The sequence below is a fragment of the Pokkaliibacter plantistimulans genome (genome assembly GCF_003194385.1).
Lineage (GTDB): Bacteria > Pseudomonadota > Gammaproteobacteria > Pseudomonadales > Balneatricaceae > Pokkaliibacter > Pokkaliibacter plantistimulans.
Genome location: NZ_LAPT01000038.1, coordinates 43,481 through 55,987, shown reverse-complemented (window position 1 = coordinate 55,987; position 12,507 = coordinate 43,481). Strand labels below are relative to the sequence as shown.

General features: G+C 58.0%; 8 protein-coding genes. 5 read left to right on the top strand and 3 right to left on the bottom strand.

Annotated features, from left to right (window positions below):
- The 4 genes from WH50_RS26580 to WH50_RS09270 form a co-directional block, all read left to right on the top strand.
- A partial coding sequence (locus WH50_RS26580) for a hypothetical protein (RefSeq protein ID WP_423808463.1) occupies window positions 1-218 on the top strand: 218 nt, incomplete at its 5' end.
- A gap of 336 nt (window positions 219-554) precedes the next feature.
- Complete coding sequence (locus WH50_RS09280; RefSeq protein WP_133251285.1) at window positions 555-2,096, top strand: efflux transporter outer membrane subunit; 1,542 nt, start codon at window positions 555-557, stop codon at window positions 2,094-2,096.
- 59 nt (window positions 2,097-2,155) lie between these two features.
- The gene (locus WH50_RS09275; protein WP_110187044.1) at window positions 2,156-3,367 is read left to right on the top strand and encodes an efflux RND transporter periplasmic adaptor subunit; all 1,212 of its coding nucleotides are present in this window, start codon (window positions 2,156-2,158) and stop codon (window positions 3,365-3,367) included.
- Window positions 3,364-6,495, top strand: coding sequence for an efflux RND transporter permease subunit (locus WH50_RS09270; protein ID WP_110187043.1), 3,132 nt, complete (start codon window positions 3,364-3,366; stop codon window positions 6,493-6,495). Before WH50_RS09275 ends, WH50_RS09270 begins: the two co-directional genes overlap by 4 nt.
- Window positions 6,496-6,604: 109 nt before the next feature.
- Here WH50_RS09270 and WH50_RS09265 read toward each other — a convergent pair whose 3' ends face one another.
- The 3 genes from WH50_RS09265 to WH50_RS09255 all read right to left on the bottom strand — a co-directional run bounded on the left by WH50_RS09265 (window position 6,605) and on the right by WH50_RS09255 (window position 10,621).
- Entirely contained in the window at window positions 6,605-7,054 is a 450-nt protein-coding gene (locus WH50_RS09265) for a hypothetical protein (RefSeq protein ID WP_110187042.1), read from the bottom strand.
- A 192-nt stretch (window positions 7,055-7,246) separates the two neighbouring features.
- Entirely contained in the window at window positions 7,247-9,238 is a 1,992-nt protein-coding gene (locus WH50_RS09260; RefSeq protein ID WP_110187041.1) for a phospholipase D-like domain-containing protein, read from the bottom strand.
- 279 nt (window positions 9,239-9,517) lie between these two features.
- On the bottom strand, window positions 9,518-10,621 hold the full coding sequence (locus tag WH50_RS09255) for an FAD-binding oxidoreductase (RefSeq protein ID WP_110187040.1): 1,104 nt from the start codon (window positions 10,619-10,621) through the stop codon (window positions 9,518-9,520).
- A gap of 531 nt (window positions 10,622-11,152) precedes the next feature.
- Here WH50_RS09255 and WH50_RS09250 point away from each other — a divergent pair.
- Window positions 11,153-12,460, top strand: coding sequence for an aromatic ring-hydroxylating oxygenase subunit alpha (locus tag WH50_RS09250; protein WP_279305916.1), 1,308 nt, complete (start codon window positions 11,153-11,155; stop codon window positions 12,458-12,460).
- Window positions 12,461-12,507 lie beyond the last annotated feature (47 nt).

Sequence of the window (12,507 nt, the reverse complement as noted above, 5' to 3'; positions counted from 1 at the left end):
CGGGTTGTGATTTAATCCCGCCTCACTTGCTGCTGCGGTCTGCCAGAGACCGCAGCTCGCTTTCCGCTTTCCGCTTTCCGCTTTCCGCTTTCCGCTTTCCGCTTTCCGCTTTCCGCTTTCCGCTTTCCGCTTTCCGCTTTCCGCTTTCCGCTTTCCGCTTGCAAGTGTCATCCCGTGTCATAGAAATCAACAAACACGACAGTGCAATCGTGCCATGATGCCCCAACAGCGCTTTACAACGTGCAGTCAGACTCTTTACACAGTCACCTGGCTGACACCGCAGTTCGCTATTCTCTGACCTGACACGTTAGCGCTAACACATCCGACCCGGAATAGCCGCGGTGGTGAAGTGCATAGTAATCAATCACGTAATAGATAAACAGCATTGACAGTTCTCTGATCGCCGTCGACAGTGATTCTGTGCTCGCTACGAGCCTTTACCCGTAACAACAAAATAACGGCAGCCTGCCCTCCTCCGGATCTGAACAGGCTGCGTAAAAACATGACACACCGTGAACAGGCGAACCCTTGTGCAAAGTAAACGGGATATCTTTGTGCCATCACCTTTATGCTCTCTGCGACCGCTGACCGTCGCGCTGGCGACTGTGCTGGTCAGTGGCTGCATGGTCGGGCCGGATTTCAGCCGCCCGCAGGCGCCCACGCTACAGCACTACAGTGCTGACCCTCTGCAACGTACCGTCGCCGCTTCCGACCAGACGGAGCTGGCCGCAGGTGCCGCCCAGCAGCTGGACCACGGCTTGCCGGTCAGTGCACGCTGGTGGCAGTCGTTTGATTCCGCCACGCTTAACCAGCTGGTGGCCGAAGCTTTCCGGGCCAACCCTGATCTGGCCGCCGCGCAGGCGGCCTTGCGTGAAGCCAGCGAGAATATGCAGGCGGCACACGGCGCCCTGATCCCCAGCATCAGCGGTGGTCTGGATTCCAAGCGCCAGCACTCGTCCAGTTCAGGCTCCAGCTCCTCCAATGGTGGACGGGTCTACAACACCTTCAATGCTTCGGTGGATGTCAGTTATGAGCTGGACGTGTTCGGCGGCAACCGTCGCGCCTATGAAGCCCTGCAGGCCAGTCACGAGTATCAGCAGTTTGAGCTGGAAGCGTCCTATCTGAGCCTCGCCTCCAATGTGATCAATGCGGCCATCAGTGAAGCTTCCTATCGCGAGCAGATCGCTACCACCAAAGACATCATCCAGCTGCAACAACAGCTGCTGGACATTCTGCAGACCCAGTTTGAATTCGGCAGCATTTCTCAGGCTGATGTGGAATCTCAGGTGGCGTCGATTGCCGCCACTCAGGCCAGTCTGCCGCCGCTGCAAAAATCGCTGGCGCTGCTGCGTAACCAACTGGCGGTGTATCTGGGCAAGGCGCCCAGTGAACTGTCCATGGATCCGATCACCCTTGATCAGCTGACACTGCCACAGCAACTGCCACTCAGCCTGCCCTCCGATCTGGTGGCACAGCGCCCGGATATCCGGGCCTCTGCCGCGCTGATGCATCAGGCCGCCGCCGAAGTGGGCGTTGCTACTGCGAACCAGCTGCCCCAGTTTGGCATTACCGGCAGTTACGGCAGTGAAGGCAACACCTTTGCCGAACTGTTCTCGCCCGGCACGCTGGTGTGGAATCTGGCCTCCAGCATCACCCAGAGCATCTTCGATGGCGGCATCAAGCGCCATCAGACCCGGGCCAGCGAAGCCGCCTACGATCAGGCGCAGGCCAGCTACCGCAGTGTGGTGCTGAGCGCATTTCAGGATGTCGCCAATGTCCTCGATGCCCTGAACTACGATGCCCAGACGCTGCGTGCCCGCGTCATCGCCGAGGAAGCCGCGACCCGCAGCGAGAAGATTGCCGATGAGCAGTACAAGGCCGGTGGCACCTCCTATTCGACCCTGCTGGATGCACAGAAAACACTGCTGAATGCCCGCTTGCTGCGAGTTCAGGCTCAGGCGGCAAGACTGACAGACACCGTGGCGTTGTATCAGGCACTGGGAGGTGGCTGGTGGAACCGCTCAGGCACCCCGCAGGCAGCCGCTGCAGCACTGCCCGTGCCCGCCAGCGAACCATCTGCAACTTCACAACAATAACCACGCCCCCGCCCGGCCGGAGCGGGACTGACAGCCGTGAAAGAGACAAAGGCCGACCCATGAAAAAGGCAGTTTTTTGGATTCTGATAATCGTATTGGCGGCAGGGGGCTACCTCTATTACAGCCGTCAGCACACGAGCGTGCCCGCCACGGCAGGCCGACAAAGTGCGCCTCCTCCCGTGACCGTCGCCAGGGTGGAGCTGAAAGACATGCCGCAGGAATACAGCACCTTCAGCCATGTCGAAGCCTCCGCCAGCGTGGACATCTTCCCCCGGGTTGACGGCCAGCTGACCAGCATCCGCGTCAAGGATGGTCAGTACGTCAACAAGGGCGACCTGCTGTTCACCCTTGATGACCGTGCCCTGCAGGCCGAACTGGCACAGGCCAAAGCCAGCCTCGAACAGAATCAGGCCTCTCTGCGCGGCGCCAGAACCACGCTGGACCGCAAGAAAGCCATGTTCGCCCGCAAGGCGGCCAGTGAGCAGGATGTCGAGGATGCCCAGACCAGTTACAACACCCTGCTGGCCAGTATTGATGCCAACAAGGCGGCCATCAGTCTGGCCCAGACCCAGCTGTCCTATACCCAGATCAGCTCACCGCTGACGGGTCGTATCGGTAATATCAGCGTCGATGTCGGCAGCATCATCAAGACCTCTGCCACCACGGCGCTGGTATCCGTACGCCAGCTGGAGCCGGTAAAAGTGCTGTTCTCTCTGCCGGAGCGTTACTTCAACCAGCTGCAGGCCGAGCTCAACAGCAAAGGCAGTGAGGTGCCGGTCAAACTGGTGCTCACCACCAGTCAGGGCGAGCAGAGCTTTACCGGTCATGTGGCCTATATCGATAACAATATCGATACCGCGTCAGGCACCCTGCCGGTCTATGCCGAGTTCGACAATCCTGATCACAAGCTGTGGCCCGGCCAGTTTGCCCAGGTCACCCTGCAACTGGGTGTCGACAAGGGCGCAACCGTAGTGCCGGAAACCGCCATCAAGGACGGTCCGGAAAGCCCCTATGTATTTATCCTCAATGCCGATGGCACGGTTACCCAGCGCAATGTCACCCTCGACCGTATCAGCTACAGTCAGGCCGTGGTCAGTGAAGGGCTGAAGGACGGTGAAAGTGTCATCACCACCGGCCAGCAGAATCTGCGCAATGGCATCAAGGTCAAGGTGGAAACACCCGACAGTGACAGCCATGCCACCGCCGACAGTGCCCACAAGCAGAGCAGCCACACCTCCTCCAGCAAGCAAGCCGAGGCCCCTGCCGCATGAATCTGTCAGAGCTGTGTATTCGCCGTCCGGTGATGACGGTCCTGCTGATGCTGACCTTTGTGGTGTTCGGCAGCTTTGCCTATCGCATGCTGCCGGTATCAGCACTGCCACAGGTGGAATATCCGACCATTTCGGTATCAGCCTCGTTATCGGGCGCCAGCCCGGAGACCATGGCTGCGTCGGTGGCCACGCCGCTGGAAAAGGAATTCGCCACCATCTCCGGGGTGACGGCCATCACCTCCTCCAGTACCCAGGGTTCAACCCGTATTACGCTGGAATTTGACCTGTCACGGGACATCGACTCCGCCGCCATGGATGTGCAGACCGCCATCAGTCAGGCGCAGCGCAGCCTGCCGGATGAGATGACTTCCACACCCCGCTATCGCAAGTCCAACCCGGCTGACCGGCCGGTACTGCTGATCGCCCTGCGCTCCGATATTTTGCCGCTGACCCGGCTGGATGAACTGGCCGAAGGGCTGGTGTCGGAGCGGCTCGCCACCCTCACCGGTATTTCTGAAGTGGATGTTTACGGCAGCCGCAAATACGCCGTGCGCGTCAAGGCTGATCCGCAGAAGCTGGCCGCCATGGGCCTGAGCCTGTCTGATCTGGAAAGCGCCATTTCTACCGCCAACTCCAACTCACCACTGGGCTCGGTCAGCGGCGATCAGACCAGCCTGACCATTGAAGCCTCGGGCCAGCTGAAAAGCGCTGCTGAATTCGCCCGGGTCATCATTGCCAATGTCGATGGCAAGCCGGTCCGGCTGAGTGATGTGGCCGAGGTACGGGATGGCATCGAGAACGAAAAGGTCTCCAGCTCCTTCAATGGCAAGACCGCCATCGTGCTGGCCGTGCGCAAGCAGTCCAGTGCCAACACCCTGAAAGTGGTGGATGCGGTCAAGGCCCAGCTGCCGGTGCTGCAGAAGATGCTGCCTGCCGACGTGACGCTGATCCCCTTCAACGACGGTTCCGCCTCCATTCGCGAGTCGGTGCATGATGTGCAGCTGACCATGCTGTTCACCATGGTGCTGGTGGTGATGGTGATCTTCCTGTTCCTGCGTAATCTGGCCATGACCATCATCCCCGCAGTCACCCTGCCGATTGCGCTGATCGGCACCTTTGCCGGGATGTACCTGTTCGGTTTCAGCCTCGATAACCTGTCGCTGCTGGCACTGACACTGGCCGTGGGCTTTATCGTTGACGACGCCATCGTGGTGCTGGAAAACATCATGCGCCATATCGAGAACGGCGAGCATCCGTTCAAAGCCTCGATCCGCGGCGCCAGAGAAATCGGCTTTACCATCCTTTCCATGACCCTGTCGCTGGTCGCCGTGTTTATCCCGGTCATGTTCATGAGCGGCATCGTTGGCCGTATGTTCCATGAGTTCGCCATCGTCATGGCCATGGCCATCTTTATCTCGGGTTTCATTTCCCTGACCCTGACGCCGATGATGTGCAGCCGCCTCAAGGTACGTCACAACGAACAGCATGGCCGGGTCTATCAGGCTATCGAGCGCGGTTTTGATGCCGTGCTGGCGGGCTATCGCAGCAGCCTCAAAGCCGTGCTGCGTGTGCGCCTGATTACCCTGCTGCTGACGCTGGCATCGGTCGGCATCTCGGTGTGGCTGTTCCAGATCGTGCCGAAGGGCTTCTTCCCCGAGGAAGATACCGGTCTGATCATCATGAGTACCGAAGCGCGTGAAGACGTGGCCTTCCCGGCCATGGTCAAACTGCAGAATCAGGTGCTGGACCTCGTGCTCAAAGACCCTGCGGTAGCCACGGTAAACTCCAGTGTCGGCTCCGGCGGCCCCAATGACACCAGTAACGCCGGGCGGATGTTTATCGCGCTGAAGCCCCTGAAAGAGCGGGATGCCTCCGCCCGTCAGGTGATCAATCGCATTCGTCATCGGGCCAGAAATATTCCCGGCATCAACGTATTCATGGTGCCGATTCAGAACCTGCGTCTGGGCGGACGGGCATCCAAGAGCCAGTACCAGTACACCCTGCAGGGCAGCGATCTGAGTGAGCTGAATGCTGCCTCCCAGCGGCTGGAGCAGAAACTGGCAGCCCTGCCACAGCTGACGGGTGTCACCAGCGACCTGCAGGTGACCAACCCGCAACTGCGGGTAGATATTGACCGGGACAAGGCCTCCAGCCTTGGCGTCTCCGTCAGTGCGGCCCGCAGCCAGATCTATTCGGCCTATGGCACCCGCCAGATCGGCACCATTTACACCTCGACCGATGACTACGCCATCATTCTGGAAAGTGCCTACAACGAGAAAAACAGTCAGGCGTCTCTCGATGGCCTCTATGTGCCCGGCAGTAACGGTGCGCTGGTGCCGCTGTCAGCCGTTGCCACCCTGCACCGTGATACCGGCCCGCTGACCGTCAATCACCAGTCGTCACTGCCGTCCGTCACCCTGTCTTTCGATCTGGCCAGCGGCGTCTCCCTCAGTCAGGCCGTGACGCTGATTGATCAGGCACAGCAACAGGCGGATATTCCGGCCTCCATCACCGGCAGCTTTGCGGGCACTGCGCAGGCCTTCCAGCAGTCACAGGGAGATCAGGTGATTCTGATCCTCAGCGCGCTGTTCGTGATCTACGTGATCCTCGGCATTCTGTACGAAAGCTACTGGCACCCCATCACCATTCTGTCCGGCCTGCCCTCTGCCGCCATCGGCGCGCTGGCGGTACTGCTGATGTTCAAGATGGACCTGTCAGTCATCGCCATGATCGGTATCGTCATGCTGCTCGGTATCGTCAAAAAGAACGCCATCATGATGATCGACTTTGCGGTTGAACGGCGCAAAGACGGTCAGATCAGTGCGGAAGAAGCCATTGTCGAGGCCTGTATGCTGCGTTTCCGCCCGATCATGATGACCACACTGGCCGCCATGATGGGCGCCCTGCCCATCGCTCTGGGTATCGGTGCCGGTGCCGAGCTGCGTCAGCCGCTGGGCCTGACCGTGGTCGGCGGACTGGTGGTATCGCAACTGCTGACGCTGTATATCACCCCGGTGATCTACATCTATCTGGATAAAGTGGCAGATCGCTTCAGCCACAAGGCGATGGATGACGAAGTTGCAGCCCATGAGCAGGCACAGCAGCAACATCTGTTAAGCGGGAAATAAACAGCGGGCACACCCGCGCAGAAAAACAAAAGCCGGAGGCAGTGATGCGCTCCGGCTTTTGTTTGTATAAGTGTTTGTATAAGTGATGGTTGTAGCAGTGATCAGGCGGTTACAGCGCAGGCCACTGCTGCACAGCACCAACCAGATAGGACACACCAAACACCAGGCACAGTGAAGGTGCCCAGTAGCTGCCAATGGCGGCCTTTTCACCACTGCGTAACCACGCGACCATGGCCAGTACAGCGCGCGCGATGTACACCACCGCAATCAGCACCAGACCAAACTTCATCAACGGTAAACGCTCGATCATGCCCGCGGCAGAGAAGGCATAGCCTGCCCAGATCATCAGAAGCAGCGCGACGAAAGCGGAGATCAGTGTAGGGAGTGCGTGTCCGCGTTCGGCCAACTGGACCAGACGCTGGCTGGCACCGAAGAAGCGATAACAGGATGGCCCACCCACCAGCATGGCGACGTTGGCCATGGCGGCGACCAGACTGAGAATGCCTCCGGCGACGAGGAACAGATTCAGGCTCTGGGAGATTTCCAGACTTGCTGACATGGCGTCATTCCTTTCTTCTTTGTTGTTATTGATCCTGCCGTTGACGGTCAGGTAAAGGTTATGGTCGCACAGTATTGCCTGCCCAAAGGGCAAGAGCAACTCAGGATAACGACAATATGGAAAATTTATTCCAAAGGATAAGGCATACCGAAAATTCACCCGCATTTCATATCGACTAAACGCGAGGAAACTCTACATTCGCGGTGCACGCTGAGCGGCCTGCCACAGCGGTGCAAAGGCTTTGTCCTGCATGGCAGCAGCAGCCTGCGGATCAAACAGCGCTATGTTGGTCTCGCCGGTAAAGTGCCAGCTGGTTTTATCCATATTGCCTGAGCCGGTAATGGCCACCTTGTTATCGATAATCATCAGTTTGGCGTGGCTGCCAATGGGCCGCAGCTCCTGCAAGTCTTCCCAATCCTGCTGGCTCTGATACTGCATCGGCATAAGATGTTCCAGACTGGAAAAGTAGCGTAAATCGAGATTCTCCGGGTGTTTGCACTTCTGCAGCAGATGATTGTAAGCCTGAGGATTGCTGCGCCCGGTGATGCTGTTATCCAGACGATCCCGGTTGGCATAGGAAGTGGTCAGGATGTCCACTTTCACCCCCCGATCCGCCGCTTTGGCCAAAGCAGCTTCCAGCGCGGGAGTATTAAAGTTCGGTGACAGAATCTGGATGCGCTCCCGGGCATGGCGCACCGCCGCCAGAATGGCCTGATCCTGCGGATTATCAACACTGGTATTGAGCGGATTGATATTAGGCTGTTTGCTCAGCACCGCCATTTCACCGCCCTCCACCTCCCAGACGGTAAAGCTGGCAGGCGCCTGCCGGGGTAGGCTCTGAGTCGTCATATGCGGATTACTGGCCTTGTTCCACGAAAAGGCAAAGTCTTCACGCAAGCCCTTCGCGGCTGGCCCGGCCAGTGTCACCCCTAGATCAAAAAACTTGGCAATGTCGCCGACCTGCTCAGCCGGATGATTGCGCTCCTGCACATTGGCGCCGGTCAGTGCCGCATGCGCACCGTCTACCACCAGCGTTTTACTGTGCAGTGAATTGATCAGCTGGTGCTTGTAGGTTCGCACCTCAAAATCAAACTGATGCAATAACTGCTCATGGCGCGGATCCGCATTGCTCTGATCCAGCCCCAGCAGCACTCGCGGATTGGCAATATCCGGCTTTACCGCATCCGGCCACATTTTTTTAAAGGCGCGATCCCCCAGTTCATCCACCAGAATACGTACCCGGACAGGCTGACCGTCGGCACCGCGCACCTTACTCAGGGGATCCGCTCCCGGGTGTGCTGCAGCCAGATCATGCAGGGCATTCAGCAACATATTGGCGCCTTTGGAATTGGGCTCCCACTGAAAGGTTTGCAGCAATACCTCCTGTTTCGCTGCCCGGATCATATTGGCCTGCGCCTTGAAGATATTGTCGCCACCGAGGTCAATGGAGTTGAACATATTCCCCTTGGAATACATGTTCTCAGCGCTCACCGTACCGTTTCTGGCCGCCCCTTTAGCTGCCTTAAGCATCGGGTCGCGAAGATAGGCCACCGGGTCTGATGAGGTTGTCGACGTTCGGTCGGCCAGTGCGGCAGCCTCCCACACCGAGCCGAACAGATCCTGAGTCTCAGTGCGGATCTGCTGCTCAAGCAACCCAGCTGCAGGTGGCTGTCTCACTGGCGAAGTGGTGGGCTGTGGTGTGACATCCGCCGTCTCGGTATTGGCCGGTGCGGCTGCAGGCTGGGTAACCACAGGCTCTGTCGTCTTTTTAGCCGCAGGCGTGATATGCAATGCCCGCTTGAATGCCCCCCAGCTTTTACCCAGCCGCGACTTTTTCCCCTGCGCTTTGTCGGGCTGATCGGCTGACGTTGAATGGAACTCATCATGTGTCTGGATCAGAAGTTCGCCCAGCGTGGGCTTGCCACTGCGTTCGCGCGTGGCCGGCGACTCCGCCTGACGTTCCTGTAACAGCAACTGCGCCAGTGTGGTTCGGGGTTGACGGCTATGACCGGCAGGATCGGGAGTGTGCGGATGAGGCGGCTCAGCCTGTGGCCGGGCCTGATGGTGTTCGGCGCTGTCGACCCGAGAGGATGCCGAGGGGGTCGCTGGCCCGATTTCGTTGTGCGACTGCTCCTGCTCCTCATGCAGCGTTAGCGTCAGCCCTGGCTGGCCCCCGACTTTCATCAACACGCGCCTCAGTTATTTACTGAACATCATTCTGCTGAATAGGTGGCGATGCAGAGTGTCAGGTTCCGCTGCCAGCACGGCTGGCGTGATAAGCGCGATGTGCGACAGCACTGTGAGGATGGGCTTAAGCGCGAAGAGATAACGATGATAAGTTCAGGATGAGGGCGTAAAGGCGGGGAGGATGGCGAGAGTGTTACTGCAAACTCCTGTGCTTAGTCTGCAACAACGTCCATCCTCCCCTGTTCGTTGGCCGCACAGGGGAAAGTCGCGTCGTGATCAGTAATCAATCACCACGTCAGATTTGGGTATGCTGCAGCAGGTCAGGATATTGCCGTCTTCAATGTCTTCATCGGTGATGCCGCCGTTGTGGCTCATCTCCACCTCGCCCTTGAGCTTCTCCAGCATGCAGGTTCCGCAGATGCCCATACCACAGGCCTTGGGAATATGCAGACCGAGTTTCGATGCGGCTGCGTGGATGGTTTCTCCCGGCGCCAGACGGATGCTCTTGCCGGTCTGGGCAAACTCCACGGTAAACCACTCGGAGCTGTCGACTTCGCCATCGGCTTCCTGCGCCTGTTTGGCCTGTTCGATGGCATCTTCCTTAACCTCGGTCGGCGTCGCACCGAACGACTCTTCGTGATAGCGCTTCATGTCGAAGCCGCACTGCTGCAGGATGCGCTTGATGGCATTCATGTAGGGCGTCGGGCCGCAGCAGAAGATTTCGCGGTCCATAAAGTCCGGCGCAATCATGTTCATCATGGCTTCGGTCAGATAACCACGGTAGCCAGACCAGCTTTCGCCGATGTCATAACGCTCACAGATCAGGTGCAGAGCAAAGTTCTTCACCCGTGAGGCCATGTGTTCCAGCTCGCGGTGGTAAATGATGTCGCGCGGCGAACGGGCACTGTGCACAAACACCATGTCGGTGCTGGCATTGGTATCGAACAGCCAGCGGGCCATAGACATCACCGGCGTAATCCCGACCCCACCCGACAGGAACAGCACCTTATCAGAGGGAAAGTCGATAATGTTGAACAGCCCCACCGGGCCGTGCACGGGCAATTCGTCGCCTTCTTTCAGGTTGTCATGCAACCAGTTGGATACCTTGCCACCCGGTACGCGCTTGACGGTGATGGAGAAGCTGTAAGGAATCGAAGGCGAGCTGGAAATGGTGTAGGAACGCATGATGGGCAGGCCATCAATTTCCAGCTCCAGGGTGACGAACTGGCCGGGCTTGAAGAAGAAAAACAGCGGCTGGTCTGCCATAAAGCAGAAAGTGCGCACATCCCAGGTTTCCTGAATGATCTTCACGCAGCGCACAAGATGGCGGCCGTTGGCCCACATCTGGGTATTCAGGGGCGATAAGAAATCGTTGCTCATGGTCTTGCTCACTCTGCGCTAAGCTGCTTCTGCCCGGGGAAAATAACCACGCTGATCTGCAGCGTTTTCCCGACGAAGGCTATTCTGTACCGACATGTCTGGTCCATCACAGGTTGAACCAGCATGTCGCTATGGTTGTCAGTCACCGTCATTTGATGAGCCGATTGTGGTCGCACCCTCGCTCGGGCATTTAGCTGATAACGACATGAATTTATCCACCGCCTCCAATTCCACAGCAGGCGGGGGCGGGGCTGGTCGCAAAGTATCGAATCCGATGTCGTTTATAGCTAACTCACTCCCAGTGCGCTCACGCACAATGCGATCAACAGACTGTGACCGCTGCAATGAGAGCACGTCCATAACGCCACCTAGAAAGAGTGGGAAACAACCCTGTCGCAAGGCCGCTACCCGGTTGAATCCCACAGAGCCTTTCCTCGTGAACAGTGCTCTCAAAGCCAGGGGAGCAGCTCAGGTCTGGAACCGTGAAGAGATGCATTGATGCCCATACCATGGGCGACGAGGAAAAGCCAAATGAACCCGGATATGAAGCTGCTGAATAATGTGTGCGACCAAACCTCCTCGCGGGAGGAAATGGCCGACCAACTGCAGACACGTGATCGTTTTCTCTCTCTGCCGCAGCCTTTCTACAACAGCCCGGCCTATTTCAAACACGACATGGAAGAGGTCTTCTACAAAGAGTGGATCATGGCCGGCGTCGTCAGCGAGATCCCCAAAAAGGGCAACTATTTCACCATTCAGATTGGTGACAACCCCATCATGGTCGTCCGGGGTGCCGAAGGTAAAATCGACGCTTTCTACAACGTCTGCCGCCACCGTGGTTCACGCCTCTGTACTCAGCATCGCGGCAAGACAGCCAAACTGGTCTGCCCCTACCACAAATGGACCTATGAACTGGACGGCAAGCTGCTGTACGCAGGCAGCGAAATGGGCGATGGCTTCGACATGGCCAAGTTCTCCCTGAAGAAAGTCCACGTGCGCACCGGCGGCGGCTTTATCTTCGTCTGTCTGGCTGACGAACCACCTGCTTTTGATGCCTTCCTGGCAACGCTGGATGAATATCTGGAACCCTACGACATGGAAAACACCAAGGTCGCAGTGGAAACCCATATCGTCGAGAAGTGCAACTGGAAGCTGGTGATCGAGAACAATCGTGAGTGCTACCACTGCGACGGCTCTCACCCCGAACTGCTGCGTACCCTGCTGGAATGGGACGACACCAACGATCCTCGTGCCGATCAGGCCTTTAAAGATCACGTAGCCCGTAAGGAAGCCGAGTGGGAAGAGGAAAAGATCCCCTACCACCACGTCTCTGCCGGTCTGCGTAACCGTATCGTGCGTATGCCTCTGGCGGAAGGCACCGTCTCCATGACCATGGACGGCAAGTCAGGCAGCACCAAGCTGATGGGACGCATCAAGAACCCCGACCTCGGCTCCATGCGTATCCTGCACCTGCCCAACTCCTGGAACCACTGCATGGGTGACCACCTGATCACCTTCCGCGTGCTGCCACTGGGCCCACAGGAAACGCTGGTCACTACCAAATGGCTGGTACACAAGGATGCAGTTGAAGGGGTCGATTACGATCCGGAAAACCTGCGCAAGGTATGGGATGCCACCAACGATCAGGACCGCGTGCTGGCAGAAGAAAACCAGCAGGGTATCAACTCCAGAGCTTACGAACCCGGCCCCTACTCCAAGACCTATGAGTTCGGTGTTATCAACTTTATCGACTGGTACTGCGAGCGCGTGCTGGACAACATGGGCAAGGAAGTGCCCGAGAAATATCGCCGTCTGACCAACGTTGATCTGGAAAGCTGATCCCCATCCCGGCTGACCATAGCGTGCGCGGCATCTGTGCCGCGCAC

Excerpts from the sequence above, each read along its gene's own strand:
- WH50_RS09255 (WP_110187040.1), bottom strand. The coding sequence starts at position 10,621 with ATGAGCAACGATTTCTTATCGCCCCTGAATACCCAGATGTGGGCCAAC.
- WH50_RS09270 (WP_110187043.1), top strand. The coding sequence starts at position 3,364 with ATGAATCTGTCAGAGCTGTGTATTCGCCGTCCGGTGATGACGGTCCTG.
- WH50_RS09260 (WP_110187041.1), bottom strand. The coding sequence starts at position 9,238 with ATGAAAGTCGGGGGCCAGCCAGGGCTGACGCTAACGCTGCATGAGGAG.
- WH50_RS09265 (WP_110187042.1), bottom strand. The coding sequence starts at position 7,054 with ATGTCAGCAAGTCTGGAAATCTCCCAGAGCCTGAATCTGTTCCTCGTC.
- WH50_RS09275 (WP_110187044.1), top strand. The coding sequence starts at position 2,156 with ATGAAAAAGGCAGTTTTTTGGATTCTGATAATCGTATTGGCGGCAGGG.
- WH50_RS09250 (WP_279305916.1), top strand. The coding sequence starts at position 11,153 with ATGAACCCGGATATGAAGCTGCTGAATAATGTGTGCGACCAAACCTCC.